The organism is Hyphomonas sp. NPDC076881, from assembly GCF_050269995.1.
Classification (GTDB): Bacteria; Pseudomonadota; Alphaproteobacteria; order Caulobacterales; family Hyphomonadaceae; genus Hyphomonas.
On the sequence record NZ_JBNNJJ010000012.1, the window covers coordinates 24,635 to 50,833 of the forward strand.

General features: G+C 63.3%; 29 protein-coding genes. 16 read left to right on the forward strand and 13 right to left on the reverse strand.

Annotation, left to right across the window (positions count from 1 at the left end; translation table 11 throughout):
* Positions 1–55: 55 nt before the first annotated feature.
* Both ACQKI2_RS13915 and ACQKI2_RS13920 read right to left on the reverse strand, forming a co-directional pair.
* On the reverse strand, positions 56–1,975 hold the full coding sequence (locus tag ACQKI2_RS13915) for a gamma-glutamyltransferase family protein (RefSeq protein WP_427380205.1): 1,920 nt from the start codon (positions 1,973–1,975) through the stop codon (positions 56–58).
* Positions 1,972–2,409 carry a TIGR02301 family protein gene (locus tag ACQKI2_RS13920; protein ID WP_427380206.1) on the reverse strand — a complete coding sequence of 146 codons (438 nt, stop codon included), beginning with the start codon at positions 2,407–2,409 and terminating at the stop codon, positions 1,972–1,974. Before ACQKI2_RS13920 ends, ACQKI2_RS13915 begins: the two co-directional genes overlap by 4 nt.
* On the opposite strand from ACQKI2_RS13920, the gene ACQKI2_RS13925 reads away from it, so the two are divergent.
* The 3 genes from ACQKI2_RS13925 (at position 2,389) to ACQKI2_RS13935 (ending at position 5,659) form a co-directional block, all read left to right on the forward strand.
* Positions 2,389–3,384 (forward strand): D-2-hydroxyacid dehydrogenase, encoded by a 996-nt coding sequence (locus ACQKI2_RS13925; RefSeq protein ID WP_427380207.1) that lies wholly within the window; start codon positions 2,389–2,391, stop codon positions 3,382–3,384. The two genes, ACQKI2_RS13920 and ACQKI2_RS13925, sit on opposite strands and share 21 nt — an antisense overlap.
* A gap of 24 nt (positions 3,385–3,408) precedes the next feature.
* Positions 3,409–4,587, forward strand: a complete 1,179-nt coding sequence (locus ACQKI2_RS13930; protein WP_427380208.1) for a PQQ-dependent sugar dehydrogenase — start codon at positions 3,409–3,411, stop codon at positions 4,585–4,587.
* 64 nt (positions 4,588–4,651) lie between these two features.
* Positions 4,652–5,659 carry a magnesium transporter CorA family protein gene (locus tag ACQKI2_RS13935; RefSeq protein WP_427380209.1) on the forward strand — a complete coding sequence of 336 codons (1,008 nt, stop codon included), beginning with the start codon at positions 4,652–4,654 and terminating at the stop codon, positions 5,657–5,659.
* 21 nt (positions 5,660–5,680) lie between these two features.
* Here the strand turns inward: ACQKI2_RS13935 and ACQKI2_RS13940 are convergent, their stop codons facing one another.
* Entirely contained in the window at positions 5,681–6,664 is a 984-nt protein-coding gene (locus ACQKI2_RS13940; RefSeq protein ID WP_427380210.1) for an NAD(P)H-dependent flavin oxidoreductase, read from the reverse strand.
* A 216-nt stretch (positions 6,665–6,880) separates the two neighbouring features.
* On the opposite strand from ACQKI2_RS13940, the gene ACQKI2_RS13945 reads away from it, so the two are divergent.
* Both ACQKI2_RS13945 and ACQKI2_RS13950 read left to right on the forward strand, forming a co-directional pair.
* Positions 6,881–7,117, forward strand: coding sequence for a hypothetical protein (locus ACQKI2_RS13945; protein ID WP_427380211.1), 237 nt, complete (start codon positions 6,881–6,883; stop codon positions 7,115–7,117).
* A 162-nt stretch (positions 7,118–7,279) separates the two neighbouring features.
* Positions 7,280–7,540, forward strand: coding sequence for a hypothetical protein (locus ACQKI2_RS13950; protein WP_035598252.1), 261 nt, complete (start codon positions 7,280–7,282; stop codon positions 7,538–7,540).
* Positions 7,541–7,670: 130 nt separating this feature from the next.
* Here the strand turns inward: ACQKI2_RS13950 and ACQKI2_RS13955 are convergent, their stop codons facing one another.
* The 5 genes from ACQKI2_RS13955 to ACQKI2_RS13975 form a co-directional block, all read right to left on the reverse strand.
* Positions 7,671–8,456: an SDR family NAD(P)-dependent oxidoreductase gene (locus ACQKI2_RS13955; RefSeq protein ID WP_427380212.1), complete on the reverse strand. Its 786-nt coding sequence runs from the start codon at positions 8,454–8,456 to the stop codon at positions 7,671–7,673.
* Positions 8,457–8,541: 85 nt separating this feature from the next.
* Positions 8,542–9,336 carry a hypothetical protein gene (locus tag ACQKI2_RS13960; protein WP_427380213.1) on the reverse strand — a complete coding sequence of 265 codons (795 nt, stop codon included), beginning with the start codon at positions 9,334–9,336 and terminating at the stop codon, positions 8,542–8,544.
* A 30-nt stretch (positions 9,337–9,366) separates the two neighbouring features.
* On the reverse strand, positions 9,367–9,549 hold the full coding sequence (locus ACQKI2_RS13965) for a hypothetical protein (protein WP_427380214.1): 183 nt from the start codon (positions 9,547–9,549) through the stop codon (positions 9,367–9,369).
* Positions 9,550–9,695: 146 nt separating this feature from the next.
* Positions 9,696–10,145, reverse strand: coding sequence for an NUDIX hydrolase (locus ACQKI2_RS13970; protein WP_427380215.1), 450 nt, complete (start codon positions 10,143–10,145; stop codon positions 9,696–9,698).
* Positions 10,142–11,386 carry a class I SAM-dependent RNA methyltransferase gene (locus ACQKI2_RS13975; RefSeq protein ID WP_427380216.1) on the reverse strand — a complete coding sequence of 415 codons (1,245 nt, stop codon included), beginning with the start codon at positions 11,384–11,386 and terminating at the stop codon, positions 10,142–10,144. The genes ACQKI2_RS13970 and ACQKI2_RS13975 overlap by 4 nt, the downstream gene beginning before the upstream one ends.
* Positions 11,387–11,469: 83 nt before the next feature.
* Here ACQKI2_RS13975 and ACQKI2_RS13980 point away from each other — a divergent pair, with 83 nt between their 5' ends.
* Together ACQKI2_RS13980 and ACQKI2_RS13985 are read left to right on the forward strand one after the other, a co-directional pair.
* Entirely contained in the window at positions 11,470–12,477 is a 1,008-nt protein-coding gene (locus tag ACQKI2_RS13980; RefSeq protein ID WP_427380217.1) for a patatin-like phospholipase family protein, read from the forward strand.
* Positions 12,478–12,628: 151 nt separating this feature from the next.
* On the forward strand, positions 12,629–13,042 hold the full coding sequence (locus ACQKI2_RS13985) for a hypothetical protein (RefSeq protein ID WP_427380218.1): 414 nt from the start codon (positions 12,629–12,631) through the stop codon (positions 13,040–13,042).
* Here ACQKI2_RS13985 and rsmD read toward each other — a convergent pair.
* Positions 13,039–13,599, reverse strand: a complete 561-nt coding sequence (rsmD, locus tag ACQKI2_RS13990) for a 16S rRNA (guanine(966)-N(2))-methyltransferase RsmD (protein WP_427380219.1) — start codon at positions 13,597–13,599, stop codon at positions 13,039–13,041. The genes ACQKI2_RS13985 and rsmD overlap by 4 nt on opposite strands.
* 41 nt (positions 13,600–13,640) lie before the next feature.
* On the opposite strand from rsmD, the gene ACQKI2_RS13995 reads away from it, so the two are divergent.
* From ACQKI2_RS13995 to ACQKI2_RS14020, 6 genes are all read left to right on the forward strand, one after another.
* The gene (locus ACQKI2_RS13995) at positions 13,641–14,201 is read left to right on the forward strand and encodes a hypothetical protein (RefSeq protein WP_427380220.1); all 561 of its coding nucleotides are present in this window, start codon (positions 13,641–13,643) and stop codon (positions 14,199–14,201) included.
* Positions 14,202–14,273: 72 nt separating this feature from the next.
* Positions 14,274–14,942 (forward strand): crotonase/enoyl-CoA hydratase family protein, encoded by a 669-nt coding sequence (locus ACQKI2_RS14000; RefSeq protein WP_427380221.1) that lies wholly within the window; start codon positions 14,274–14,276, stop codon positions 14,940–14,942.
* Positions 14,943–15,004: 62 nt separating this feature from the next.
* Positions 15,005–15,193, forward strand: a complete 189-nt coding sequence (locus ACQKI2_RS14005; RefSeq protein WP_427380222.1) for a type II toxin-antitoxin system VapB family antitoxin — start codon at positions 15,005–15,007, stop codon at positions 15,191–15,193.
* A complete protein-coding gene (locus ACQKI2_RS14010) occupies positions 15,190–15,558 on the forward strand; it encodes a type II toxin-antitoxin system VapC family toxin (RefSeq protein ID WP_427380223.1) in 369 nt (122 codons plus the stop codon). The genes ACQKI2_RS14005 and ACQKI2_RS14010 overlap by 4 nt, the downstream gene beginning before the upstream one ends.
* Positions 15,559–15,566: 8 nt before the next feature.
* Positions 15,567–16,007, forward strand: a complete 441-nt coding sequence (locus ACQKI2_RS14015) for a nucleoside deaminase (protein ID WP_427380287.1) — start codon at positions 15,567–15,569, stop codon at positions 16,005–16,007.
* Positions 16,008–16,061: 54 nt separating this feature from the next.
* Positions 16,062–17,801 carry a cation:proton antiporter gene (locus ACQKI2_RS14020; RefSeq protein WP_427380224.1) on the forward strand — a complete coding sequence of 580 codons (1,740 nt, stop codon included), beginning with the start codon at positions 16,062–16,064 and terminating at the stop codon, positions 17,799–17,801.
* A gap of 7 nt (positions 17,802–17,808) precedes the next feature.
* On the opposite strand, the gene ACQKI2_RS14025 is transcribed toward ACQKI2_RS14020, so the two are convergent.
* The gene (locus tag ACQKI2_RS14025) at positions 17,809–18,702 is read right to left on the reverse strand and encodes a LysR substrate-binding domain-containing protein (protein WP_427380225.1); all 894 of its coding nucleotides are present in this window, start codon (positions 18,700–18,702) and stop codon (positions 17,809–17,811) included.
* Positions 18,703–18,867: 165 nt separating this feature from the next.
* Entirely contained in the window at positions 18,868–19,614 is a 747-nt protein-coding gene (locus tag ACQKI2_RS14030; protein WP_427380226.1) for a TSUP family transporter, read from the reverse strand.
* A 130-nt stretch (positions 19,615–19,744) separates the two neighbouring features.
* Between ACQKI2_RS14030 and ACQKI2_RS14035 the strand changes: the two genes are divergently transcribed.
* The 3 genes from ACQKI2_RS14035 (at position 19,745) to ACQKI2_RS14045 (ending at position 23,863) form a co-directional block, all read left to right on the forward strand.
* Positions 19,745–21,046, forward strand: coding sequence for an acyl-CoA dehydrogenase family protein (locus ACQKI2_RS14035; RefSeq protein WP_427380227.1), 1,302 nt, complete (start codon positions 19,745–19,747; stop codon positions 21,044–21,046).
* Positions 21,047–21,174: 128 nt separating this feature from the next.
* Positions 21,175–22,488, forward strand: a complete 1,314-nt coding sequence (locus tag ACQKI2_RS14040) for an MATE family efflux transporter (protein ID WP_427380228.1) — start codon at positions 21,175–21,177, stop codon at positions 22,486–22,488.
* Positions 22,489–22,573: 85 nt separating this feature from the next.
* Positions 22,574–23,863: an acyl-CoA dehydrogenase family protein gene (locus ACQKI2_RS14045; protein WP_427380229.1), complete on the forward strand. Its 1,290-nt coding sequence runs from the start codon at positions 22,574–22,576 to the stop codon at positions 23,861–23,863.
* Here ACQKI2_RS14045 and ttcA read toward each other — a convergent pair whose 3' ends face one another.
* Together ttcA and trmFO are read right to left on the reverse strand one after the other, a co-directional pair.
* Positions 23,864–24,751, reverse strand: coding sequence for a tRNA 2-thiocytidine(32) synthetase TtcA (ttcA, locus tag ACQKI2_RS14050; RefSeq protein WP_427380230.1), 888 nt, complete (start codon positions 24,749–24,751; stop codon positions 23,864–23,866).
* A 5-nt stretch (positions 24,752–24,756) separates the two neighbouring features.
* Positions 24,757–26,160: a methylenetetrahydrofolate--tRNA-(uracil(54)-C(5))-methyltransferase (FADH(2)-oxidizing) TrmFO gene (gene trmFO / locus ACQKI2_RS14055; RefSeq protein WP_427380231.1), complete on the reverse strand. Its 1,404-nt coding sequence runs from the start codon at positions 26,158–26,160 to the stop codon at positions 24,757–24,759.
* Between the last annotated feature and the right edge of the window lie 39 nt (positions 26,161–26,199).

Here is a 26,199-nt window from a genome sequence, read left to right on the forward strand (position 1 = left end):
CACCCCCAACGCCGTCTCCCTTGAAAGAAAGAGGGGGCTCAAAGGGGTGGAGCCCTTAATACCCATCCGCGCTGCCGTCCTTGCGCATTTCGGTCGCGGCGATCCAGGCGCCGGAGCGGAAGTCGCGCATGATGGCCTGGTAGCCGCCATAGTTGGCTTCGCAGCAGGCGACTTCATAGCCGCGGGCTTCGAGCTCACCGGCGATGCCGGCGAAGCCGCGTTCCAGCATGACCTTGCCGGTGCCGGTGTTGCAATCGTCGCCGAGGGCGTTGGTGGGCTCGCAGCCGCCATCATGTTCCCAGCGGGCCGCGTCGCCCGCTTCCTGAAGGCCCATGCCGAAATCGATCAGGTTGGTGATGATCTGGACGTGGCCCTGCGGCTGGGTGGCGCCGCCCATCAGGCCGAAGCTGAGCCATGGCTCATAAGGGCAGGCGAGTTCCGGCGCGGTGGCGCGGACCTGGCAGCCAGGCAGGTCTTTCCGGAAGGCGAAAGCCGGGATGATGGTGTGGAAGGGCCGCTTGCCGGGGGCGAAGACGTTGGGATGATCCGGGTCGAGACTGAAAAGTTCGCCCCGGTCCTGGAACATGAAGCCCATGCCATCGGCCACGAGGCCGGAGCCCATGCCGCGATAGTTGGACTGGATCAGGGAGACCATCATGCCGTTCTTGTCGGTGACGGTAAGATAGGTGGTGTCACCCTGGCGCAGGACGGCGTCGGTGACTTCCGTGCCCGGAGCAACCTCCGGCATGGCGCGGGCGGGATCGATCAGCTCAGCCTTCCTGGAATTGTAGCCGGGGGCCACGAAGATTGACGGATCAACGCCGGAGAAGGCGGGGTCTGAATATCCGAGCGCCCGGTCTGCGAAGGCAAGGCGCTTGGCCTCGACCATGGCCGTGACCGTGTCTGCGGAGCCAAAGCCCATGGATTTCAGATCAAAGGTTTCCAGCATTTCCAGCATCTGGAGGGCGGCGACGCCTTGCGTGTTGGGGCCAAGCTCGCAGACCTTCACTTCGCCGCGATACTCGATACAGATCGGCTCCACCCATTCGCCCTTGTGGGCGGCGAAATCATCATAGTCGAGCTTGCTGCCGGCGCGGCCGAGATAGTTTGCCATGTTCCGGGCCATGACGCCCTTGTAGAATTCGTTGCGGCCTTTGGCGCCAATGGTTTCCAGCGTATTCGCCAGATCCGGATTCTGGAACAGGGAGTCGGCCACCGGGGCGGGGCTGAAATAGGTTTTCTTCGCGTTGGCGTATTCTTCCAGTTCGCCGCGCTCGAAAGCCGGCTCGAAACGGCTTTCGCCGCGCGACCAGTACCAGGCGATCATTTCCGGGATTGGGGCGCCGCTGCGGGCATAGCCGACCACGGGGGCGAGATTGTCCGCCATCGGACGCTTGCCGAACTTCTCATGCAGAGCGAACCAGCCATCGACCGCGCCGGGCACAGTGACGGTGATGGCGCCGTATTTGGGAAGTTTTTTTCCCTCTTCGAACTGATCGGCTTTGGCCTGGGCGTCAGCCAGTGTGGCATCCATCGCGGAGCGGCCCGATCCGTTATAGCCATAGAGTTTCTGCGTTTGCGGATCCCAGACGATGGCAAAGAGATCCCCGCCAATGCCGTTCCCGGTCGGCTCGACCAAGCCAAGCATGGCGTTGGCCGCGATGGCGGCGTCAACGGCCGAGCCGCCGGCTTTCAGCACGTCAATCGCGGTTTGCGTGGCCAGCGGGTGGGCCGTGGCGGCGGCGCCATTGGGGGCGACCACGGCAGACCGGGTGGCGATGGGGTGGCCGCTTTCGGGGCGCTGGCCGGTCATTGGAAAGGCGGCGTTGTCGAGTTGCGGCGCGGCGTCTGGCGCCGGGCTGACGGCCGCAGCGGCGACCGGCGCTTCCGGGGCGGGCGCTGGCGTCTGGGCACAGGCGGAAAGGGCGAAGGCGCAGGCGCCGCCGATGAGGGCGGGCAACAGGGCGGGTTTCATTCGAATCCTCCTCCGCCACGGCGGGCGTCTTTCGGGAAATAATGGCTGGCAAGGCGCCCGGCGATCTGTTCACCGGTGCGGGCAAAGCGGGCTTCTGCCTCGACCGCGCGGCCATCGCAGATGCGGAACTGGCCGCTGGTCTGAGAGTAGGTCTGGTTGAAGGCGGAAACGAGCGAGGCGCGCAGATTGCCAGGCTCGGGCGCTTCCACGGCCAGCAGGTCGGCCATATAGCGGCGCCAGTACTGGTCTTCATTGCCATTGCAGAGCACGCGGATGGCATGGGCCCCGCCCAAAACGCCTGCCAGATCGGCGGCATCGCGGAAATAATCTGGCCCCCGCACGGGCAGGTTTCCCTGCGGCAAGGCGGGCAGCGCGCTTGTGCTGGCCGCAAGGGCCAAGCTAAGCAGGCAGGCATGAAAACGCTTCTTCTTCATGCGCGGACTTTCGCGCGCATCGCGCCCCGGCTCAAGGGGCTGAACGCCGCTCTGAATATCGTGACGGTGGACGACGCCCAGCGCTTCCATGATGCCTGGACCTCCACAGCGCTGGAGACGCCGCCGGAGGTGCATCTGGCGTTTGGCAATATTGATGCCTTCTATTCCCCGTCTGTGCGGGACTTCATGACGGCGATCCTGAAAAGCCCGGACTTTGACTGGTTCCAGTCGGCCGCCGCCGGCATCGAAAACCCGGCCCTGGTGGCCATCGGCCAGAAGGCGAAGCGCTACACCACCAACCATACCCAAGCCGAAGCGATGGCCGAATGGGCCCTCTGGCAGGCGATGGATTTCTTCCGGGACGGGCCAGGCCACCGGGCAAACCAGGCCATCGCAAAATGGGAGCGCATCCGCGTGCGGGAGATGAACGGCTCGCGCTGGCTGATCGTCGGTTATGGCTCGATCGGCCAGGCGGTGGGCAAGCGGGTGAGCGCGCTGGGCGGGGTGGTGACGGGCATGCGGCGCACGCCGGGGCCGGCCGAGGGCGCCGCGCGGATTGCGCCGCCCGATGCGCTGCCAGCGGAGTTGCCAGGCGCGGATGTCGTGCTGCTCTGCCCGCCGCATACGCCGGAGACTGAGGGCATGGCGAACGCCGGCTTCTTTGCGGCGATGAACCCCGATGCCCTGTTCCTCAATCTGGGGCGCGGCGCGCTGGTGGATGAGGCGGCGCTGATGGCGGCGCTGGACGCGGGGCGGCCAGCTTTTGCCGCGCTGGATGTGACGCAGACTGAGCCCCTGCCGCCGGAAAATCCGCTGTGGCGACATCACAAGATCGTGATCACGCCGCATGACAGCTCCGATACGCCCGGAACCATTGCGCGCGGGGACGAGACTTTTCTTGCCAACCTGCGGCACTATCTGGACAATGAAACGTTGAAGCATCTTGTCGACCGGTCTGCCTTTGTGACCGGTTGATCCGGATACAGAGGAGTGACCCCAATGCGACATCTGAAGCTTGTTTCCGCCGCGGCCCTTGCGGCTGGCATGGCCCTTGCCGCCTGCGCAACGCCCGCAGAAAACTCAGCCGCCGGCGGGGAGGGGAGTTTTACCGTCACGGGCTCTGACCGGGTGAAGCTGAAGGCTACGCCGCTGGAAACCTTTGATGCGCCCTGGGCGATGACATTTCTTCCCGATGGCCGCGCGCTGGTGACCGAGAAGGCGGGCGCCTTCTGGCTGCTGAATAGCGATGGCACCAAGGCGGGCGAGATTACTGGCGGGCCGGACGTGCAGCCCTGGGGGCAGGGCGGGCTTGCCGATGTGATCCTGCATCCTGACTATGCCGAAACCGGCGAAATCTATCTTTCCTATTCGGCGCGCGAGCCGGAAGACATGGAACGCTCGAATGCCGTGGTAGAGCTTGCTAAGCTTAGACTGACAGAAACGGGCGGCGCGCTCAGTGAGCGGAAGATCATCTGGGAGCAGACGCCCAAACATACCGGCAGCGGGCATTATGCCCACCGGATGGTGGTCTCGCCGGACCGGCACCTCTTCATCACCTCGGGAGACCGGCAGCTGTTCACGCCCGCGCAGGATATGAACAGCAATATGGGCAAGATCGTCCGCCTCAATCTGGATGGCAGTGTGCCGGCGGATAATCCGTTTACCGATCAGGGCGGGGTGGCCGCGCAGGTCTGGACGCTGGGCCATCGCAACCCGCTGGGCATCGACTTTGACAGTTCCGGCCGCCTCTGGGCGCAGGAGATGGGCCCCCAGCATGGCGATGAGCTGAACCTCATCGTGCGCGGCGAGAATTACGGCTATCCGGAAGTTTCCAATGGCGACCATTATGACGGCACCAGAATTCCCGATCATGACACACGTCCGGAGTTTGCGGCGCCCGCCGTTTACTGGGTGCCGGCGATCAGCCCGGCAGGGCTCGTCATCTATTATGGCGGCGTGTTCCCGGACTGGAACGGCAATGCCTTCCTCGGCGGGCTTTCCTCTCAGGCGCTGATCCGCGTGGAGATCGATGAGGAGACCGCAAGCGCTTCGGAAGGTGGGCGGTATAGCTGGAACAAGCGTATCCGCGAGGTCGAAGAAGGGCCGGACGGGGCGATCTATGTGCTGGAAGATGGCGATAATGGCCGTCTGATCCGCCTGACGCCTGCCGGCAACTAGCCGGGCGGTTGCCATTCGGCGCGACTTTGCGCAGACATGGGCGGACCAGTTCCAGGGGCCGCCCATGATCCGCACCTTCACCAATATCGATGGCCGCTTCGTCCAGTCCGGCGATACGCTTGAGCATCTGGATGGAGCCGTCTGGGTGGATATCCTGCGGCCGAGCAGGGACGAAGAGAGCGCCGTTGAGCGCGCGCTTGGCATTGATGTGCCAACCATTGAGGAAATGAGCGAGATTGAAGTGTCCAGCCGTCTCTACACGGAGGATGGTGCTCCCTTCATGACCACCATGATGCTATCGCACACCGATGGGGACAATGTGCTGCTCTCTCCCATCACCTTCATTCTGAAGGGGGAGCAGCTGGTGACCGTGCGCTATGCCGAGCCGCGTTCCATCGATGCTTTTATTGCGCGCTGCCAGAAAAACGCGACCTATACCGCCGACGGCGTGGTGACCGGACTTCTGGAAGGGCTGATCGAGCGGATCGGGGATGTGCTTGAGCGGACGGGGCACGAGCTGGACGATCTCTCCGACAATATTTTCGCTATCCCGCAGCCCCAAGCGAAAGAGGCTGCGCCAGCGAGGAACCCTGCGAAGCCGGAAAAGCGCAAGCCGCGCAATTACCAGTCCGTACTCGAACATATTGGCCGCAAGGGGGATCTCTTGTCCAAGGTGCGCGAAAGCCTGGTGTCCTTTCAGCGGTTGCTGGCCTTCGGGGCCGAAATTGCCGCCAGCCGCAAGCCGGGCAAGGAATATGAAGGCCGCATCCGAACCCTGTCGCGCGATGTGCAGTCGCTGAGCGATCACACAACTTTCCTGACACAGAAGATCAACTTTCTGCTCGATGCCACGCTCGGCATGATCAATATCGAGCAGACGGGCATTATCAAGATTTTCTCGGTGGCGGCAGTCGTGTTCCTGCCGCCGACGCTGATTGCGTCGATCTACGGCATGAACTTCGCGCACATGCCGGAGCTTTCCTGGCCTTATGGCTATCCGATGGCGATTGGCCTGATGATCCTCTCGGCCATCGTGCCTTACCAGTTCTTCAAATGGCGCGGCTGGCTTTAGGCCCGCCGCGCCCTGAAGAGATCAGGCTGTCGTCTTCATGCGGAGCGCTGACATGCGGTCGATGGCGGCTTCGGCGTCGCGCATGATGTCGGCAACGATTTCGGCAACAGGCTTCACTTCCTTCACGCCGCCGGCCGACTGGCCCATGGCGAAGCAGGACTTGTCCATCGAGAGTTTCGCTTCGTCCGTAATCCCCCCGATGCCGCCGATAACACCGGTCTTGGTGGAGTGGATCGCCTGGAAGGGGAAGGGCTTAATGTCCTGCGGGCGGCTTTCCCAGTCATTGATATAGTCGTTCGTGCGGCAGCGCATCGGCTTGCCCGAATAGCAGCGGGTGCGGGTGGTGTCGGTGTCGTCTGCGGTGACGACGGCGTCTTTGTACATGTTGGCGGCGTGCGCTTCGGCCGAGGCGATGAAGCGGGTGCCCATCCAGACGCCCTGGGCGCCCAGCGCGAGGGAGGCGGCAAGGCCGCGGCCATCATAGATGCCGCCTGCGGCAATGACCGGGATCTTCACCGCTTCGACGGCCTGGGCAACGAGCGGCAGGGTGCCGACGAGACCGGTATGGCCGCCGCCTTCACCGCCCTGCAGGATCACGGCGTCGCATCCGGCCTGCTCGGCCTTGATGGCATGTTTGACAGCGCCGCCAACGACCATGACTTTCAGGCCCGCCTTTTTCAGGCGTTCCATGATCGGCATCGGCACGCCGAGGCCGGCGACGAAGGAATCGGCCCCGCCATTGATGATGACATCAACCGATTCTTCGAGGCTTTCGGGGCTGGCGGCCAGAAGGTCGACGCCGAACGGCTTGTCGGTCAGCTGGCGCACCTTTTTCATCTGCCCGGCAATGAAATCCGGCGAGGTGCCGGCCATGCCGAGCACGCCATATCCGCCTGCATTGCACATGGCCGCGCAGACTTCCGCATAGGAAACCCCGCCCATACCGGCGAGCATGATTGGATGCTGAACTTTCAGCAGATCAGTAAGGCGTGTCTTGATGGCCATCTTCTTAGTCCCTTTACCGGAGCGAATGCTTGGGTTGAGGGCTAAACCGCCGCCCCAGCGTCAACGCAAGAGCAGAAGCGAAGTGCCAATCTTGCCTTTTTTGCCGCCACTTTGCCGCAATCTGGCCGTGATCGCCCGCCAGAGTTTTGGACGTTGGCCGGGTTGATCCGGGTAACGGGTGTCATCAGACAATAAACTTTAAGAGGGGAAGCTCTTATGAAGAAACTTTTCGCAGGTGTTGCCGCTGCAGCTTTTGTCGCCGGTGTGGCCTTTGCCGCCGAACCGCCGGTTGAAGCCGAAGCAGCCGCAGAAGCCGCTGAAGTTGCTGAAGAGGCTGCTGAGGAAACTGCTGAAGTGGCTGAAGAAGCCGCCGATGAAGCTGAAGAAGCTGCTGATGTTGCCGAAGAGGCGGCCGAAGAAGCTGAAGAAGCCGCTGACGAGACTGCTGAATAAGCAGGCAAAGATTGCGATAATCGCCCCTTCCCGTAGCGGGAGGGGGCTTTTCCGTAACCAACCCGCGAAAGACCTTTCCGATCTGAAGAATGAACTTTCAGTAACGGGACAATGGTGCTAAAGCACCGGCCGTTCGCAAGAACACAACAGGGGTACTACCACATGAAAAATCTGTTCCTGATCGGCGCTGCTGCGCTCGTTCTGGCCGCTTGCGGCGCAACCGAAGAAGCTGCTCCGGCAGCTGAGCCGGCGACCGTCGAAGAAGCTGCTGCTGAAGCTGGCGAAGCCACTGAAGAAGCAGTCGTCGAAGCATACGAAGCAACTGAAGAAGCTGCTGTCGAAGCTGCTGACGCTGTCGAAGGCGCTGCTGAAGAAGCTGCTGAAGCGACCGAAGAAGCTGTCGAAGAAGTTGCTCCGCAGTAACCTGCGGGCCGGCTTGATCGGCTAAAAAGATAAGGCCGCTTCCCTCGGGAGGCGGCCTTTTTCTTTTGTGGTTAATTCCCATACGGATCGCCTGGCGGCGCGAGGATAGCCCCCGCGCCGGAAAGGCGAATCAGAACTTGGCGTAGCCGCCGTCGATGACCAGCGTGTCGCCCGAATGGTATTTCGAGGCGTCGGAGGCAAGGTAAACGGCCATCCCGCCAAAGTCTGCCGGCTCGCCCCAGCGGCGAATGGGGACGCGGGAAATCACTTTCGTCTGGAACACATCATTGCCCTGGGCGCCTTCCGTCATATCTGTGGCAATCCAGCCGGGAAGGATGGAATTGGCGCGGATTCCGTAGCGGCCATATTCGACGGCGCAGGCGTTCATCATGGCGATTAGGCCGCCTTTGGTGTGGGCATAGGCCTGGTTGCGGCCAGCGCCTTCGATGCCGGCGAGGGAGGCGGTGCCGACGAGGCTGCCGCCGAGGTCGCCAGCCTTGGCGCGGGCGACCATCGACTTGGCCGCTTCGCGCAGGGTGAAGAAGGCGCCGACGGAATTGATGCGGGCGTTATATTCCCAGGTCTCCAGCGTCATCGTCTCGAAGGAGGCCGCGCCCCGGCCGACGCCGGCGTTGGCAATGCAGCAATCGATGCGGCCGAACTCTTCCTCGGCTTCTTTCATGGCCTTGATAACCTGGGACTCTTCGCCGACATCGACGGCCCAGGCCTTGACCTTGCCAGTGCCGAGACCGGTGGCGGATTTGACGGCGGCGTCATTGTCGGCGGTCTTGCGGCCCCAGATCACCACATCGGCGTTCGAGGCGGCCAGGGCCTCCACCATGCCGAGGCCGATGCCCTTGTTGCCGCCGGTGACGACGCAAACCTTGCCGCTCAAATCGAAGGGTTTGTAGACCATGAACCTGATTCCTCCCTGGTATCTTCTGGATGACTGGAGCGTACAGACAGACCTGACGCAGGGGCGGGTCAAGAGTTTGGAAGGGTCATTTTCGAAAGAATAACGGCTTGCGTGATTTCAGTATCCATCTGATCGGCCAGAAAAAGACATATAGGCAAGCCTCTAGCCAGTTCGACTTCCCAGCGCCGGGAACCTTTGTGAGGAGTAGGTTCGCTATGTCCTCAGATTCTATGATGAGCAAGGACGGGGCATGCCTCAACTGTGCTTCCGCCTCTACAATATCTGTAAACTGAGAAGCCTTGGGAGCGCCGACCACGGGGCCCCGCAGGAATGCCTTTTCCGGCCGACTCAACGCTATAAAATCGATGCTCCCTTCTGGGCTCATTTGAAGACTTTCGACCCAGCCCCTGTATATAATTACTCCGCCATCGAGTGTCGTAGTGGTTATCACGGTCGCATAAGCTCCGGGTGGGAGAAAGCCGGTCAGGAGCCGTTCCAATGGAAGCCGGACTCCAAACCCAAACCATGAAAACCAATTGCGAAGGGGGCCATAAATCAACCCAAACAGAAGTGAGATGCCCGCGCCCCCAGTCAGTGCAATCGCAAACTCTGTCACGAACCCGCTATTCAGGATCGCACCTAGCGAGCCATCCCAACCTCTTGCCCAAACCATCATGTCACGTGACTGGTCAGGAAGCGTAAGCTGGATCGACCACAAAACGATGAATGCAAGTGGTATTGAAAAAAGTACGATTTCTCCTAGCGCAGCGAATATATCCCGCGCTTGCCTTTGATTGACGCGACTAATGACTCTCTTGCCGACGCCAAACAAAAGTCCGGGTGTGCTGAGCAGTAGAACAGCAACAACAAAGCTGCTCACGTCAACAACCCTCTTCCCGAAACTACAAGGTTAAGCGGCTTCCCGCTCCAAGCGTAGCCTCTCGATCGCGTCCTTTACCTTTTCAGGCTTAATCTTTCCTGGCCACAATTGCTGTTTGCGAATGTACTCAATGGCCAAAATAAGGTGACCGAGGTTTCCATCGGCAGCTTTCAAAAGCTCTGGCCCATTTGGGACATGGAAATTTCCGAACATTACTGCCTCCTATGAGTAAAACATGGTGGAACAAACCGTGGACGTCAAGGGGAAATAAATGGGGGATAAGGACCGCAAAAAACTCCAACGATTCCTCCAACCGATGGCGCAAAAACTCCAACGGTGAACCAATGGGGCGGCGTTTTTCAGAGGCCGGCGGCCATCACGCGGGCCTTTTCGATCACCCGGCGGGTCTCGTCCCAGAGGGGCAGGGCGGCGAGGCGGTCTGGTGAGATCCATTCGGCGTGGGCGGCATCATCGCCCGCGAACGGATCGCCCGAGACCCAGACGGCGGCAAAATCAAATAATACATAATGACGCGCGACCTCGCCCGAGCGGCGGGAGGTGAAGAGGGCATCGACCACATCGACCAGGCCAATGAGGCGGGCGTCCACCCCGGTTTCTTCTTTCAACTCGCGCAGGGCGGCGGCCTCGGTACGTTCGCCAAACTCGATACGGCCCCCGGGGAGCGACCAGTCTCCGGCGAGCGGGGGCGTGCCGCGCCGGATGAGCAGCACGTCGTCTCCCCGGAAGCAGACGGTGCCGACGGCGGGGGTGGGGCGGCCGGGCGCGGGCGCGGAGGGCGGGGCGGTCATGACTTCTCCAGAAGCGCAACGGCTTCGACATGGGCCGACCAGAGGAACTGGTCGATGGGATGAACGCGCAGAAGGCGATAGCCGCCATCGGCCAGCGTGCGCAGATCGCGCGCCAGGGTGGCCGGGTCGCAGGAGACATAGGCCACGCGCGGCACGGCGGATTTTGCGATTTCGGCACACTGGGCGGCCGCGCCAGCGCGAGCTGGGTCCAGCACCAGGGCGTCAAACCGGGCAAGTTCCGGCGCGGAGACGGGGTTGCGGAAGAGATCGCGCACTTCGGCAGTGACCGGATGCAAGCCCGGCGCAGCGCTGGCGGCGGCGCGCAGGGCGCCGATGGCCGCGCGCCCGCTTTCGGCGGCATAGACCGGCATATGCTCAGCCAGGCGCAGGGCAAATGTTCCGCAACCGGAGAAAAGGTCTGCGCTGTGCTTTGCGCCGCTGAGATGAGCGAGGACGAGGCGGGCCATCTCAGCCTCAGCCTCGGCGCTGGCCTGAAGGAAGCCGCCGGGCGGGGGCAGGAGGCTGGCGGCGCCCACGGGAATGCGCGGGGCGCGCTCGGTCAGCACGTCTGCGCCCTCCAGCGACACGCGGGCAAAGCCGGCACGCAGGGCCGCGCTGCTCGCCTCGGCGCGGGCGAGGGGTTTGGCCTCTTTCGAAATGCCGGTGATGTGGAGGTCCAGGCCCGTGGCGGTGTCGGTGACGAGGACGCTCAATTCTTCCTTGCCGGTGAAGAGGAGGGCGAGGATGTCTTTCAGCTTCGGGATAGCGGAGACAATCGGCGGGCGCAGGACGGGGCATTCTTCCAGCGCGATCAGATCATGGCTTTTGCGGCCATGGAAACCGAGAGCGACGGCCTTGCCAGATTTGCGCGCGGCGAAGGCGGCGCGGCGGCGGGAGGCAGGCGGGGTGACCCATGTGCCGGCCACCTCTGCCTCCAGCCCGCGAGCCTTCAGGGAGCGGATGATCAGATCGCGCTTGAAAGCGGCATAGGGCGCGGGCGCCATATGCTGAAGCGTGCAGCCGCCGCAGCGGGTGAAATGGCGGCAGGCCGGGGCGATCCGGTCTGGCGAGGGGGTGAGGACCCGTTCGAGTTTCAGCCGGTCGCCTTCGCCGCGGACCTCCACTCGCTCTCCGGGCAGGGTAAAGGGCACCGACACCCAGCGTTCCTGCTCGCGCGCGCGGCCATCGCCCTGGGCACCGGCATGATCAATGGTCAGCGTGCGGGCGGGGCTGGCGGACATCCGGTTTCCTGGAAGGGTGGGGGGTGGTGATTGTCAGCTTCCTCCGTTAGCAGGGAGGAGGCGCAGCCGGAAGGAGCCGCAACATGGCAAAAGCCAATGGCAACGGGAAAGCGCGGCCGATCAGCCTGGCCCTGCAGGGCGGGGGCGCGCATGGCGCCTATACCTGGGGCATTCTGGACCGGCTGAGCGGGGAAGAGAGCCTGGCGATCGAGGCGATTTCGGCCACCTCTGCCGGGGCGATCAATGCGGTGGCTTATGCGGCGGGCCTCGCGGCGGGCGGGCCGGAAGGCGCGCGTGCCTCGCTGGAGCAGGTATGGCGGGCTGTGTCCGATGCCGGGGCGGGCATGAATGTGTTCGGCGCGGCAGGCTTCCAGATGGCGAGCGCCTGGCAGAACTTTGCCAGCCCGTATGACTTCAACCCCTTCAACTTCAATCCGCTGCGCCGGGTGGTGGAGCGGCAGGTGAATTTCGAGGCGGTGCATGCCTCCGGCCTGAAGCTTTTCCTTTCGGCGACGAATGTGGAGACGGGCAAGGTGCGCGTTTTCTCCAAGGATGAGATTACCGCAGACGCGGTGCTGGCCTCGGCCTGCCTGCCGCAGACCTTCCAGGCCGTGGAAATTGGCGAGGAAGCTTTCTGGGATGGCGGCTTCATGGGCAATCCAAGCCTCTTTCCGCTGATCTATTCGGGCGCGCCTCAGGATGTGCTCCTTGTGCTGCTTAATCCGCTGGTGCGGCCGGGCGTGCCCAAGCGCGCCGCCGAAATTCAGGAGCGGCTGAACGAGATCAGCTTCAATGCCTCGCTGATCGGCGAGCTGCGCGCGATCGCCTTTGTGCAGCGGCTGCTTGATGACGGGATGTTGAAGGAGCCGATGCTGAAGAAATACCGTAGGCTGAACGTTCACGCCATTCGCGGCGGGCAGGATCTGCTGAGCTATGGGATGGCGACGAAATATGAGACGCGCTGGCGGTTTTTGCTGGAACTGCGCGACAGGGGGCGGGCCGCGGCAGAGCGGTGGCTGGCGAGCTGCGCGCAACATGTGGGCACGAAGACGTCGAGCTTTGATATACGGAAAGAGTTTCTGGAGGGGTGAGGCGGATAAGGCAGCGCCCCGCGATGACCCGCCGGGCGGACGCTGCAATTCTCCCCCGCACGCGGGGGAGGAGAGCACTGCGCGCCCGGATGAACAACCAGCTTGGCCGCGCCGGAGTTTGAAGTAGAATTGGCGCGGAAAGGATACGTCCATGCAGCGTTTTCTGATGTCTCTTCTTTTGGGCGGGCTGGTTGCGGGCAGCGCGCTGGGGGATCCCAAGCCTGTGGGGAACGAGCCGCTGACGGCAGACGCCATGAAGGCGGAGCTGTTCGGTATACAGATGTCCGGCATCGTGGTGCAGACGGGGCAGCGCTGGAGCGAATGTATCGAGCCTGGCGGGCGCACGCTGTATGAGTTTGAGGGATACCGGTCTGAAGGCGTGCTGGAGGTGACCGACAAGGCCGAGGCCTGTTTCACCTATCCGGGCACCGGCACCTCCTGCTTTCGCGGGCAGCGCGCGCCCAAGGGCTATATGTTCCGGCCGGTGGGCGGCGGAGCAACCTTCCATGCCAACAAGATCGAGCGTGGCGTGAAGAAGTGCATCACGAGTGATCTGGTGGGTTAGGCGCGCCTGAGGAATTGCACGCGGGCGGCGCCGAAGTCGCGCGTGTCGATGGCCTCCCAGCCGGGGAATATCAGGGCTTCATCTGAGCCGGTTTCGACCATGGCGATGGCGTCCTCGCTGAGCCAGGCGCCTTTTATCAGGCAGTCGAGCGCGGGGGCGACGAGGCCCTTGTGATAGGGCGGGTCGAGGAAGGCTAGGGTGAACGGGCTGCCGACGCCGGCGGGCTTCTCGCCAAGGTCTGTGGCCGAGCGGCGGTGAAGCCGGGTGTTCCCGAAGAGGCCGAGCGCTTCGATATTGTCTCGGATGGCGCCGCGCGCGCCGTGGTCTGTCTCCACGAACAGGCAGAAAGCGGCGCCCCGGCTCATCGCCTCAAGGCCGAGCGCGCCGGAGCCGGCGAAGAGGTCGATCACGCGGGCGCCTTCCAGCGGCGGGGCCCAAGGCGCATGGGCGAGGATGTTGAAAATGCTTTCGCGCGTGCGGTCGCTGGTGGGCCGCGTGGTCATGCCCTTGGGGGCGGAGAGGGCGCGGCCCTTGTGCTGTCCGGCTATGATGCGCATGGTTGGGGCACATATTCGAGCTGGCCGGGAATTGGAAGGGGATGGGAGAGTTTCCTAGCTTTAAGCAGCGATTGCTGGACTGCGGTGTTCCGCAAGAAATTGTTGCAGACATTACAGGTGAAGTATCGAGTACCCGGCAAGCGTTTGGGTTTATGGGCACGCTTGCCTTTGTGCGGTTCCTGAGTGTGCTTGCGCTGGCCGCAGTCCTGATACCGGTAGTCTATCTCGCTGCATTCTGGAATTGGGGAACCCTTCGGCCGTGTGGGGCAGGCTTTCTAACTTCGGCGCACTTTGTTGCCTTCTTGCAATTGGGGGCAATTCAAATCGGGACGGCGCTCTTACAATACCTCATGCTCCAAGGTGCATCGCATAAAACCCAGATGCATTATATTTCGGCCCGTCTGATGCAAGCGTACCTTAGTGGAGGTGGAGTGGGGTTGATGAATTGGCTCATCAAAAAGAATCCTGAGTGCGCGACACCAACAGGCCTGTATCGGCATCTTTTGAATGATTGGCGTATGTTCAAATTCAGCTTGTGCATCTGGCCGGTAGTCCAGCTCTCTGTGCCTGCCGCATTGTTTCTAATACCGCTCACCTGCTGACCCAACGCGAAGGCTTGATTTCTACTCTGACTAGAGTTTTATCTATGATTCAACCAGGGAGATGTGCCGCTGATGACCGCCAGCGTTAGACTCGAGAACGAGATTGCCGTGATCACCATGGATGATGGCAAGGCCAACGCCATCAGCCTGACCATGCTGGACGCGGTTAATGCGGCGCTGGATGAGGCGGAAGCGTCAGCCAAGGTGATCGTGCTGGCCGGGCGGCCGGAGCGGTTTTCGGCGGGGTTTGACCTCAAGTTTCTCGCTTCGTCCGAGCCGGAACAGGTGCGCAGGCTGGTGATGGGCGGGGGCAAGCTGGCCTTCCGGCTGTTTACCTCTGACAAGCCCATCGTCATTGCGTGTACGGGCCATGCGATTGCCATGGGGGCGTTCCTCCTGCTGGGCGGGGACAGCCGGATTGCGGCGCGCGGCGCCTACAAGATCGGCGCGAACGAGACGGTGAACGGCATGACGCTGCCGGGCTTTGGGGTGGAGCTGCCGCGGGCACGGCTCAATCCGATGTATCTGACGCAGGCGCTGGCGCAGGCGAAACTCTACACGCCGGATGAGGCGCTGCCCGTCGGCTGGGTGGATCAGGTGGTGGAGCCGGGCGAGGTGATGAGCGCGGCAATGGCCGAGGCAGAGCGCCTGCTGCCGATTGCGACCTATGCCTATGGGCGGAACAAGAAACTGGCGCGCCAGCCGGCGATTGACCTGATAGCGCCAACGCTGGAGGGGTGAGGGGCGCTCGACATTGAGCATCATCTGATGCTACAAATGATGCTCAATGGAGACGGCCCGTCATGCGAACAACCTTGAATCTGGACGATGATCTGATGGCGAAAGCCGCAGAACTGACCGGCATTGAGGAAAAGCCCGCGCTGATCCGCGAGGCGCTCAAGGCGCTGATTGCGCGGGAAGCGGCGCGGCGGCTGGCGCTGCTGGGCGGGAGTGATCCGAAAGCGGCGGCTGCGCCCCGGCGGCGGTATTGATCCTCGCCGATACTTCTGTCTGGATTGACCATCTGCACAAGACAGATGCCCGTCTCGTTACGCTGCTCACGGACGGACTGATTCTGGTTCATCAACATGTGACCGGCGAACTTGCGCTCGGCTCTATCAAGGGGCGGGCGGTGTTTCTCGATATGCTTGTGGCGTTGCCGGCTGCGTTCCCCGCTTCCCATGGGGAGGTTCTGTCGGTGGTCGAACAGAAGCAGCTATACGCGCGCGGCATTGGTTATTCTGATGCACATCTGCTGACCTCCTGCCTTCTGACGCCGGGTGCAACCCTCTGGACAAGGGATCGCCGGCTGGCAGAGGCTGCGCGTGAGCTTGGTATTTCGGCGGAGTTAGCATGACCCTTCCCATGGCCCGCGCGGTGGAACTTGCCCGCATGGCGGCGGCTGCGGGCGAGGTGCCTGTGGGCGCGGTGGTTGTGGACCCGGAGACGGGGGAGATTGTGGGTGAGGGGTATAACCACCCCGTCGCCAGCCATGACCCCAGCGCCCATGCCGAGATCGTGGCGATCCGCGCGGCGGCGCAGAAACTCGGCAATTACCGGCTGCCGGGGCTGGACCTCTATGTGACGCTGGAGCCGTGCGCGATGTGCGCCGGGGCGATCAGCTTTGCGCGGATCGGGCGGCTGATCTTTGCGGCGCAGGACATCAAGGGCGGGGCGGTGATGCATGGGCCCCGTTTCTTCGAGCAGCCGACCTGCCATTGGCGGCCCGAATGGCGGCAGGACCCGCTGCATGAGGCCGAGGCGGCAGATCTGCTGCGCGATTTCTTCCGGCAGCGCCGGGGCTGACAAGGCGCCATCCGCGCGCCATTACTTAACCTGGTAAACAGGGGACAGGTGCCGATGGAACATGGCGTAGCACACGGGCCAAGCCCGACCCTGATCAAGGATCTTCTGGTCTTCCTGCTGGCGGCGGGCATTCTGGTGCCGGTGCTGCGGCTTCTGAAGATGCCGACGATCATTGCCTTCATGCTGGCGGGGATCGCGCTGGGGCCGTTTGCGCTCGGGCATTTTGCGCAGGCTTACCCCATCCTGGAATATTTCTCGATTACCGAACCGGAAGCGGCCTTGCCCTTTGCCGAGCTGGGGGTGCTGTTCCTGCTGTTCCTTCTGGGCGTGGAGTTTTCCTTCCAGCGCCTCTGGGCGCTGCGCCGGGTGGTGCTGGGGGCAGGCTCGGTGCAGACCGGGCTGAGCGCGGCGGCAATTGCGGCGGCGGGCTGGGCGCTGGGGCTCGATCTGGCGGTGGCGATGATCATCGGCCTGGCGCTGGCGCTTTCCTCGACGGCCATCGTGATGCAGGTGCTGGTGGAGGAGCGGCGGGCAGCCCAGCCAGTGGGGCGCACCTCGCTGGGCGTGCTGCTGTTCCAGGACATGATGGTGGCGCCGATCCTGATCTTCGTTGGCTTTGCCGCCCTGAAAACCGGGGCCAATATTGGCGGGGTGCTGCTGGACGCGCTGATCCGTGGACTGATTGCCGTTGCCATCATCTGGGTGATCGGAAACTTCCTGTTGGACCGGATCTTCCGCCTGGCGGCGGCGAGCGGCGGGCGGGACTTCCTGATGGCGCTGACCCTGCTGACGGTGGTGGGCGCTGCCGCGATCACTTACAGCGCCGGGCTATCGGTAGCGCTGGGCGCATTTCTGGCCGGGCTGCTGGTGGGGGAGACCGAGTTCAAGCACCAGACCGAAGTGGACCTTGAGCCCTTCAAGGGGCTGCTGCTGGGCCTCTTTTTCATGACGGTGGGCATGGGCCTGAACCTGCCGCAGATTGCCAGCCAGATCGGCTGGATCCTGGCGGCGCTGGCGGGGCTGATCGCCATGAAAGTGGCGATTGCCTATCTTGCCTGCCGCGTGTTTGCCGGCGGCCATCCGGTGTCGCTGGAGGCGGCGCTGCTGCTGGCACCGGCGGGAGAGTTTGCGTTCGTCGTGCTGACGGCGGCGCAGGCAGGCGGGGCGGTGACGCCGGAACTGGCCGCCTTCATAGCGGCAATCGCCGGGCTCTCGATGTTGCTGACCCCGCTGCTCGGCGATATCGGGCGGCGGCTGGCCGGGCGGCCCTCCCGGCGCCAGGCGACGAGCGAGATGGCGCTGACCGAGGCGGCAGAGCTGCAGAACCATGTGATCCTCGCCGGATATGGCCGGGTGGGGCAGGCGGTGGCGCATGTGCTGCGTCAGGAGGGTGTCACTCTGCTGGCGCTCGACCGCGACCCGGAGAAGATCCACCGCGCGCGGCTGGACGGCCTTGCTGCCTTTGTTGGCGATGCCTCGCGCCCGGAAATCCTTACGCTGACGGGTATTTCCAAAGCCGATCAGTTCATCGTGACCGTGGACGATCCGGCGCGGGCCGAGGCGATGGTGCGCTGTGCCCGGGGGCTGCATGCGGAGATCCTCATCCTGGCGCGCGCGCATGACGGGGAACATGCCGACAAGCTGGAAGCAGCCGGGGCCGCGCATGTGGTGCCCGAAGCGGTGGAATCCGGCCTTCAGATGGGGGGCATGTCGCTGGAGGCCTTCGGCTATGAGCCCGAAACCGTGCGCGACCGGCTCGCCCTGATAAGGGACGAGGAATACCGGCGGGCCTGACCCGGCTTCAGAGCGTGACGGAGATGTCCCGGATCAGGCCGCGCAGCCAGGTGAGCGCCGGGTCTTGGGCAAACTCCCGGTGCCAGTAGAGCATCGAGCCGGGGGAGTGGAACTCAAAGGGCAGGTCCAGCATGGCGAGGCCCGACCCGGCCGCAACGGGCTTGGGCGCGGCAAGTGCAAGCCGGGTGCAGCGGACGATCTCCAGCGCCGGCTGGTAATGCGGGAGGCGGTGGACCGGGGTGATCCGCTGGCCCATGGAACGCGCCATTTCCTCGATCAGGCTGCGCCCCTCCCGGCGGCTGGAAACGGCGATATGGCGCATACTGAAGAAGCCTTCGGCAGTCAGCGGCGCCTGGGCAAGAGGGTGATCGGCGGCCAGGACACAGGTGTAGTCGGTTGACGAGAGCAGCACGCGCTCAAGGTCTGCCCCGCGCAGATCCTGGATGTCGATGGCAAGGTCCAGCCGGCCAGAAGCAAGCTCGCTGGAAATGGCCGAGCGGTGAAGCTGGCTCCAGGCGATGCGGATGCCGGGGGCCTGTGTTTCCAGCCGGCGGGCAATGGGCGGGGCGAGGATCAGCGCGCTGGCATCGCGGCAGGAGATATTGAAGACGCGGGTGGAGCGTGAGGGCTCAAACACCGAGCGCGGCTCCAGCCCGTTGCGCAGCTTGTCGAGCGCTTCGCGGACGGCCGGCATCAGCGCTTCGGTCATCGCGGTGGGTTTCACGCCGCGGCCTTCACGCACGAAGAGGGGATCTTCAAAATGCAGGCGCAGGCGGGAGAGGGCGTTGCTGACGGCAGGCTGGGTGATGTGCAGCATCTCGCTCGCCCGTGTCAGGCTGCGTTCGGCATAGATCGCCTCCAGCACGGGGAGGAGATTGAGATCAAGCGCGCGGAGGTTCATGGGCAGCCTGTGGGAGGAACAGGAGAGTTATCACGATGAGTGATGATATTGTTTCATAAAATAAAGTAGCCGAATAGTCATGGCCGTCGCATTATCGCGATTGTGATGTGGATGTCCCCGCCTGAATGCCCCGGAGCGCTGCCGGACGGCGCCGGTTTGGCTGGCTCAGAGCCAGCTGGCGGCGCGCGCGAGCATGAACAGGCCGACAGCGGTGACCAGCAGGCGCATCCAGCGGCGGAAGTCGATATCCGTCATTCTTTCCAGCAGCTTGCCGCCCAGCGTCGTGCCCAGCATGGACAGCGGCACGGCCGCCACAAAGAACCAGAGCGGGGGCAGGGAGCTCATCGTTTCAGCCGCCCAGAGGGCCGAGCCCCAGAAGGCCACCTTCACCAGATGGGCAAACACCTGCGTGATCGCCTTGGTGGCCACCACAGCGCGCCGGTCCATCACGGTGCGGGCGAAGAAGATATCCAGCAGCGGGCCGGTAACGCCGGCAAGCGTATTCATGGCCTGCAGCAGGAAACCGGCCACTTCCGCCTGGCCCCGGCGCTGCACGTCAATGTCGATCCAGGCCTTGGGAATCCATACCGTGAAGGCGGCGGCTGCCAGCAGCAGGTAAACGGCGGTCGCTTCGGGGCGCCAGGAAATGGCGAACAGAAGCAGGATCGCCGCAACCGAGCCGAGCGCGTAGCGGCGGAAGATCGCCCAGTCGATATATTTGCGCCAGAGGATCGCGCGGTAGCCATTGGACACCATCTGGACCGCGCCGTGAACGACCATGGCGGTGGCCACCGGCACAATCGCGGTCAGCACGGCCATCAGGATCAACCCGCCCGCCATGCCGAAAATGCCCGAGATGAAGGATGTGATCAGTACGGTGATCAGCAGGACAAGGGCGGTGATTGGGCTCATGCTCCGCGCCTTAGCGCATTTCTCCCCACCTCACGAGGGGGCGAAAGAATTTGCACGCGCCCCCTCATCTCAGCTACCCTGAAATCAGGGAAAAGAAACAAGCACACCCATCCAGAGAGGAAACACAGCCATGGCTGATACCCAACGCACCCCCGACGCTCTTGAAGAGCTCAACGACCTGCGCATGTCCGAAGGCGCCCGCCCGCTCTACGAGCATGTGAAGCGGTTCATCGCCGAAACCGTCGAGCCGATGTATGAGGAGTTCGAACGTCTCGGCGAAGGCAAGAAGGACATCTGGTCTTATGCCCCCGGCCAGCTTGAAGCGCTGGAAAAAGCCAAGGACGAGGCCAAGAAGCAGGGCCTCTGGAACTTCTTCCTGCCCGACGCCGAAACCGGCGAGGGCCTGAAAAACCTCGACTATGCCTATATCGCCGCTGAGCTTGGCAAATGCCCGCTGGCGTCTGAATCGATGAACTGTTCGGCCCCCGACACCGGCAATATGGAAGTGCTCGAGCGCGTCGGCACGCCCGCCCAGAAGGAACAGTGGCTGAAGCCACTGCTCGAAGGCAAAATCCGCTCCGCCTATGTGATGACTGAGCCGGGCATGGCCTCGTCGGACGCTAAGAACGTCTCGATGAGCGCTATTCTGGAAGGCGATGAGTGGGTGCTGAATGGCGAGAAATATTACATCTCCGGCGCCGGCGATCCGCGCTGCCGCATCATGATCTGCATGGTGAAGACCAATAACGGCCCGGATGTGAACCGCCAGCAGTCGCAGATCCTTGTGCCGCTGCCCCATCCCGGGGTCACCATCGTTGGTCCGATGCATGTCTTCGGCGATCCGGATGCGCCCCATGGCCACATGCACCTGCGCTTCGAAAACGTCCGTGTGCCGAAGGAAAACATGCTGCTTGGCGAAGGGCGCGGCTTCGAGATTTCGCAGCTGCGCCTTGGCCCTGGCCGTATCCACCACTGCATGCGCTCGCTCGGCGCGGCTGAGAAAGCACTCGACCTGATGTGCATTCGCGGTCTCTCGCGTGAGGCGTTCGGCAAGCAGCTGATCAAGCTCGGCGGCAATACCGAGATTGTGAGCCGCGCGCGGATCGAGATTGAGGCGATGCGCCTGATGGTGCTGAAAGCCGCCAAGGCGATGGATGTGCTGGGCAACAAGGAAGCCCGCATCTGGATTTCGATGGTGAAAGCTATGGTGCCCGAGCGCGTCTGCCAGATCATCGACCAGGCGATCCAGATCCATGGCGCCACCGGTGTTTCCCAATGGACGCCGCTCGCCCGCATGTATGCCAACCAGCGCACCCTGCGCCTGGCTGATGGCCCGGACGAAGTCCATCACATGGTCGTCGGCCGCCACGAGCTGCGCAAATATGAAGGCGGCGTGGAAGACCCGGCACTGGCTGCGATCTGGCGGAAGTAATCTGCTGCCTGATTGACAGGCCATAGGAAGAAGCGGGCGCCTTCGGGCGCCCGTTTTGTTTTTGGGACAGGTGAGCGTTTGCCAGACCCATTTCCCACCGGCGCGAAACCCGCTAACGCCTGCGGTTCATGACTGCCGCCATCCTCACCCGCGCCCGCGCGCTTCAGCTTGCCTGGCCGATCATGCTGGCGCAGGTGGCGATGGCGACAACCGGCATTGTCGATACCGCCGTCATGGGGCGTTATGGCACGGCGATTGAGCTGGCTGCCGTGGGGCTGGCGGCCGTTGTGTTCAATTTCCTCTATTGGGGTTTCGGCTTCCTGCGGATGGCGACGACCGGCCTCACCGCCCAGGCCGATGGGGCAGGGGACGGGTTGGAAGTGCGCGCGATCCTGATGCGCGCGCTGATGCTCGGCGCGGGCCTTGGCGTCATCCTCGTCCTCTCCTTTCCGCTGACCTCCCGGATTGCGCTGGCATTGTTCCAGGCAGAGAGCGCCGTCGAGATCGAAGCGTCGGGATATTTCTGGGCACGGATATGGGGCGCGCCGGCCATTCTGATGGGCTATGCCATTTCCGGCTGGCTGATCGGCACGGGGCGCACGCGCGCCCTGCTGGCCATGCAGATCGTGCTCAACGGGATCAATGCCGGGCTAGACTATGCCTTCGTGGCGATCTGGGACTGGGGCGCCACCGGCATCGGCGCGGGCACGGCGATTGCCGAATGGGCGGCGCTCGGTTTCGGTTTGATCATCGTGCGCAAAGGCCTTGACCCCGGCACGCGCCTCTTTGACCGGGCAAAGCTTCTGGCGCTGCTTAACGCCAACCGCGACATCATGATCCGTACACTGGCGCTGCTGTTCACTTTCGCCTGGTTCGTCAATTCCGGCGCAAGGCAGGGCACGGCGGCGCTGGCGGGCAATCAGGTGCTGTTGCAGTTTATCGCTGTCTCCGCTTTCGTGCTGGATGCCTTTGCCTTTGTGGCGGAGAAGGAAGCGGGCGCCGCCTATGGCGCGCGGGACAGGGCAAGGCTCAAGCGGGCGATGCGCGTGACGAGCGAGATCGCGGTCGTCTGCGGCGCGGCGTTTTCGCTGATCTTCTGGCTGGGCGGCGGCGCCGTGATCGAGGCCTTCATACTGGACCCGGCGGCGCGGGAAGCGGCCCTGGCCTATCTGCCCTGGTGCGCGGCTGTGCCGCTGATCGGTGTGGCCGCCTGGCAGCTGGACGGGCTGTTCCTGGGCACCACACAGGGGGAGGCGGTGCGCAATGCCGGCATGATGGCCATGCTCGCCTATCTGGCGAGTGATCTTCTGCTGGCGCCGTCCTTTGCGAATGCGGGCGTGTGGACGGCCTTTCTGCTGAGCTATGTTTACCGCGCCGGGGCATTGGCGCTCTACTGGCCGCGCCTGATGGGGCAGATGGCGCCGCGCGCAGCGGCGAGCTGACGCGGGCGCATCCGCAAACATCCGTATTCCCCCCATTGTCGCACCAGCGCAGGCTGACCCGGATCAGTGAGACCGGAGAAAGACGATGCAGTTCGACTACAGCCCGAAGACGAAGGAATACATGGCCCGCGTCACCCAGTTCATGGACGCGCATGTCTATCCTGCTGTGCCCGCCTACAAGGCCCATCATGAGAAAGACCGGTGGGGCGTCAATCCGGTGCTTGAAGGGCTGAAGGAGCGCGCGAAGGCGGAAGGGCTCTGGAACCTTTTCCTGCCGCCGAACGCCGATCATGATGAGGGCATGTTCCGCGGGGCCGGGCTGACGAATGCCGAATATGCGCCGCTTTCGGAAATCATGGGCCGTGTGGGCTTTGCCTCCGAAGTGTTCAACTGTTCGGCGCCTGACACCGGCAATATGGAAGTGCTGCACCGCTATGGCTCGACCTTCCAGAAAGAGCGCTGGCTGGGGCCGCTGCTGCGCGGGGAAATCCGCTCGGCCTTCCTGATGACAGAGCCGCTGGTTGCCTCTTCAGACGCAACCAATATCGAGACATCTATCGTCCGCGAGGGCGACGAATATGTGATCAACGGGCGCAAATGGTGGTCTTCCGGTGTGGGGGATCCGCGCTGCAAGGTGGCCATCGTGATGGGCAAGACAGACCCCGCCGCCGAGCGTCACCGCCAGCAGAGCCAGATCCTGGTGCCGATGGATGCGCCGGGGATGAAGATTATCCGTATGCTGCCTGTGTTTGGATATGATGACAGCCCGCATGGCCATGCCGAAGTGCTGCTGGAGAATGTGCGCGTGCCGGTGGCAAATCTGATTCTGGGCGAAGGGCGGGGATTTGAAATCGCGCAGGGCCGCCTTGGGCCCGGGCGTATCCACCATTGCATGCGCACCATCGGGGCCGCCGAAGTGGCGCTGGAAAAACTCTCCCGCCGCGTGCTGACGCGGGCTGTCTTCGGCAAGGCGCTCTATCAGCAGTCCATCTGGGAACAGAGGATTGGGGAAGCCCGGCTGGACATCGAGATGACGCGCCTGCTGACGCTGAAAGCGGCTTATATGATGGACACGGTGGGCAACAAGGGCGCGGCCAATGAGATCGCCATGATTAAGGTGGCCGCCCCGCGCGCCGCGCTGAAAGTGATCGATGACGCCATTCAGGCCCATGGCGGGGCGGGGGTTACCGATGATTTCGGCCTGGCTGAACTCTATGCCGGTATCCGCACGCTGCGCCTTGCGGATGGGCCGGACGAGGTTCACCTGCGCGCAATTGCCCGCAATGAACTGAAGAAATACCGGGAAGTGCCCGATTATCCCGCCCACCGCCCGGAGACCGGCATTGCCTGGCCGCCCACGCGCGAGATTGCATGATCAAAAGGGGACGTTCGGGTCGTCCTCGCCTTTGCCACCCAACATCAGCCCGGCAAAGTCGAACACCCGCGGATCATGCAGATGGCTCGGGCGCACATTCGTGAGCGCCCGGGCCATCACCTGCCGCGTGCCGGGTTTCTTCTGTTCCCACTCCGTCAGCAGGCGGTTCATCGCCACGCGCTGAAGCCCGTCCTGGCTGCCGCAGAGATTGCAGGGAATGATGGGAAATTCCATCGCCTCGGCAAACTTTGCCAGATCATCTTCGGCAGCGGTGATCAGGGGGCGGAACACCTGCACATCGCCCTCATCATTCAGCAGTTTGGCCGGCATGGCCGCCAGGCGCCCGCCATGGATGAGGTTCATCATGAAGGTGGCCAGGGCATCATCCCTATGGTGGCCAAGGACGATGGCTTCGCAGCCTTCTTCGCGCGCCACGCGGTAAAGGATACCCCGGCGCAGGCGGGAACACATGGAACAATAAGTGCGCCCCTCGGGCACCTTTTCCGTCACGATGGAATAGGTATCCTCGGTGATGATCTTGTGCGGCACGCCGTTTTTCGTCAGCCAGTCCGGCAGGATGTGTTTGGGGAAGCCCGGCTGGCCCTGATCGAGATTGCAGGCGATGAGGTCTACCGGAAGCGCGCCCTGCCATTGCAGGTCCAGCAGCACGGCCAGAAGCCCGTAGGAATCCTTGCCCCCGGAGAGACACACCAGCCATTTCGGGCGCGGCTTTTCGCCGGTTTCGATGGCGCGGCGATCTACAAGGCCGTAGGTGTCGATCACCTCCAGCGCCCCGCGCACCAGCCGCTTGCGCAGCTTCTTGAAGCTGACGCTGGAGGGCGTGTTCGCAAACAGCGGCAGGACGGGGGAGAGGGAGGTGTCGGGCATGATGTCTACTCCGCCGCTACGGCCGCTTCGCCCGCCAGCCAGGCATCAAAATCATTCAGAGCACGGATCGCCTGGGCTGCCTTCTTGGCGCGGCCCTTGTCCTTGCCGCGCAGGCGTTTGCCGTCCGGGCCCTTGCGGTCATACTCTTCTATGTCCGGGAAGAGGCCGAAATTCACGTTCATCGGCTGGAAGGTCTGGCCTTCGGCGAGATGCCCGCCGGTGATGTGGTTGACCAGGGCGCCGATGGCGGTGGTGGGTGGCGGCGGTTCGAGCTTGCGCCCAAGGCGCTCAGCCGCGGCGAGGCGCCCGGCGAGCAGGCCCATGGCGGCGCTTTCGACATAGCCTTCCACGCCCGTCACCTGGCCGGCAAAGCGCAAGCGCGGCATGGATTTCATCCGGAGCTGCCGGTCGAGCAGTTTGGGCGAATTGAGGAAGGTGTTGCGGTGGATGCCGCCAAGGCGGGCAAACTCCGCCTTCTCCAGGCCGGGGATCATCCGGAAAATGTCCGTCTGCGCCGCATATTTCAGCTTCGTCTGGAATCCGACCATGTTCCACAGCGTGCCCAGCGCATTGTCCTGGCGCAGCTGGACGATGGCATGGGCCTTGACGGTGGGGTTGTGCGGATTGGTGAGGCCAACCGGCTTCATCGGCCCGAAGCGCAGCGTCTCGCGCCCGCGCTCGGCCATCACTTCGATGGGCAGGCAGCCTTCAAAGTAAGGCGTATCTTTCTCCCAGTCGCGGAACTCTGTCTTCGGCCCGGCGAGCAGGGCATCGAGGAAGGCGTTATACTGTTCTTCCGTCATCGGACAGTTGATATAGGCGGCGGTGTCGCCCGAAGGGCCGGCTTTGTCATACCGGCTCTGGCGCCAAGCCTGGCCCATATCGATCGAGTCGAAATAGACGATCGGAGCAATGGCGTCGAAGAAGGCAAGGTCAGTCTCGCCGGTATGGGCGCGGATGGCTTCGGCGAGGGCAATGGAGGTCAGCGGCCCCGTGGCCACGATCACGCTGTCCCAGTCTTCGGGCGGGATGCCGGCGATTTCCTCACGCACGATGGTGACGAGGGGATGGGCTTCCAGCTTGGCCGTCACGGCCTGCGAGAAGCCTTCCCGGTCCACCGCCAGCGCGCTGCCGGCGGGCACCTGATGATCCTTCGCGGTGGTGATGATGATGCCGCCCGCGCGGCGCATCTCTTCATGGATCACGCCGACGGCATTGGTCGTGTGATCGTCCGAGCGGAAGGAGTTGGAACAGACGAGTTCGGCCAGCTTGTCGGTCTGGTGGGCATCGGTGCCGCGCACGCCCCGCATTTCGTGCAGGATGACGGGGACACCGGCAGACGCGATCTGCCAGGCCGCTTCGGAGCCGGCCATGCCGCCGCCGATAACATGGATGGGTTTCAGGGTCATGGGGCGGACATGAGGCCGCCGCTCCGGCGCGTCAAGATA

What these genes read in the sequence shown, in the direction of transcription:
- ACQKI2_RS14040 (WP_427380228.1), top strand. Translation starts at nt 21,175, where the DNA reads ATGACTGCCGCCATCCTCACCCGCGCCCGCGCGCTTCAGCTTGCCTGG.
- ACQKI2_RS14045 (WP_427380229.1), top strand. Translation starts at nt 22,574, where the DNA reads ATGCAGTTCGACTACAGCCCGAAGACGAAGGAATACATGGCCCGCGTC.
- ACQKI2_RS13925 (WP_427380207.1), top strand. Translation starts at nt 2,389, where the DNA reads ATGAAAACGCTTCTTCTTCATGCGCGGACTTTCGCGCGCATCGCGCCC.
- ACQKI2_RS13955 (WP_427380212.1), bottom strand. Translation starts at nt 8,456, where the DNA reads ATGGTCTACAAACCCTTCGATTTGAGCGGCAAGGTTTGCGTCGTCACC.
- ACQKI2_RS14025 (WP_427380225.1), bottom strand. Translation starts at nt 18,702, where the DNA reads ATGAACCTCCGCGCGCTTGATCTCAATCTCCTCCCCGTGCTGGAGGCG.
- ACQKI2_RS13980 (WP_427380217.1), top strand. Translation starts at nt 11,470, where the DNA reads ATGGCAAAAGCCAATGGCAACGGGAAAGCGCGGCCGATCAGCCTGGCC.
- ACQKI2_RS13940 (WP_427380210.1), bottom strand. Translation starts at nt 6,664, where the DNA reads ATGGCCATCAAGACACGCCTTACTGATCTGCTGAAAGTTCAGCATCCA.
- ACQKI2_RS13965 (WP_427380214.1), bottom strand. Translation starts at nt 9,549, where the DNA reads ATGTTCGGAAATTTCCATGTCCCAAATGGGCCAGAGCTTTTGAAAGCT.
- ACQKI2_RS13995 (WP_427380220.1), top strand. Translation starts at nt 13,641, where the DNA reads ATGGGAGAGTTTCCTAGCTTTAAGCAGCGATTGCTGGACTGCGGTGTT.
- ACQKI2_RS13920 (WP_427380206.1), bottom strand. Translation starts at nt 2,409, where the DNA reads ATGAAGAAGAAGCGTTTTCATGCCTGCCTGCTTAGCTTGGCCCTTGCG.
- ACQKI2_RS13950 (WP_035598252.1), top strand. Translation starts at nt 7,280, where the DNA reads ATGAAAAATCTGTTCCTGATCGGCGCTGCTGCGCTCGTTCTGGCCGCT.
- ACQKI2_RS14005 (WP_427380222.1), top strand. Translation starts at nt 15,005, where the DNA reads ATGCGAACAACCTTGAATCTGGACGATGATCTGATGGCGAAAGCCGCA.
- trmFO (WP_427380231.1), bottom strand. Translation starts at nt 26,160, where the DNA reads ATGACCCTGAAACCCATCCATGTTATCGGCGGCGGCATGGCCGGCTCC.
- ACQKI2_RS14000 (WP_427380221.1), top strand. Translation starts at nt 14,274, where the DNA reads ATGACCGCCAGCGTTAGACTCGAGAACGAGATTGCCGTGATCACCATG.
- ACQKI2_RS13985 (WP_427380218.1), top strand. Translation starts at nt 12,629, where the DNA reads ATGCAGCGTTTTCTGATGTCTCTTCTTTTGGGCGGGCTGGTTGCGGGC.
- rsmD (WP_427380219.1), bottom strand. Translation starts at nt 13,599, where the DNA reads ATGCGCATCATAGCCGGACAGCACAAGGGCCGCGCCCTCTCCGCCCCC.
- ACQKI2_RS13970 (WP_427380215.1), bottom strand. Translation starts at nt 10,145, where the DNA reads ATGACCGCCCCGCCCTCCGCGCCCGCGCCCGGCCGCCCCACCCCCGCC.
- ACQKI2_RS14020 (WP_427380224.1), top strand. Translation starts at nt 16,062, where the DNA reads ATGGAACATGGCGTAGCACACGGGCCAAGCCCGACCCTGATCAAGGAT.
- ACQKI2_RS13915 (WP_427380205.1), bottom strand. Translation starts at nt 1,975, where the DNA reads ATGAAACCCGCCCTGTTGCCCGCCCTCATCGGCGGCGCCTGCGCCTTC.
- ACQKI2_RS13930 (WP_427380208.1), top strand. Translation starts at nt 3,409, where the DNA reads ATGCGACATCTGAAGCTTGTTTCCGCCGCGGCCCTTGCGGCTGGCATG.
- ACQKI2_RS14035 (WP_427380227.1), top strand. Translation starts at nt 19,745, where the DNA reads ATGGCTGATACCCAACGCACCCCCGACGCTCTTGAAGAGCTCAACGAC.
- ACQKI2_RS13935 (WP_427380209.1), top strand. Translation starts at nt 4,652, where the DNA reads ATGATCCGCACCTTCACCAATATCGATGGCCGCTTCGTCCAGTCCGGC.
- ACQKI2_RS14015 (WP_427380287.1), top strand. Translation starts at nt 15,567, where the DNA reads ATGGCCCGCGCGGTGGAACTTGCCCGCATGGCGGCGGCTGCGGGCGAG.
- ACQKI2_RS14030 (WP_427380226.1), bottom strand. Translation starts at nt 19,614, where the DNA reads ATGAGCCCAATCACCGCCCTTGTCCTGCTGATCACCGTACTGATCACA.
- ACQKI2_RS13945 (WP_427380211.1), top strand. Translation starts at nt 6,881, where the DNA reads ATGAAGAAACTTTTCGCAGGTGTTGCCGCTGCAGCTTTTGTCGCCGGT.
- ttcA (WP_427380230.1), bottom strand. Translation starts at nt 24,751, where the DNA reads ATGCCCGACACCTCCCTCTCCCCCGTCCTGCCGCTGTTTGCGAACACG.
- ACQKI2_RS13975 (WP_427380216.1), bottom strand. Translation starts at nt 11,386, where the DNA reads ATGTCCGCCAGCCCCGCCCGCACGCTGACCATTGATCATGCCGGTGCC.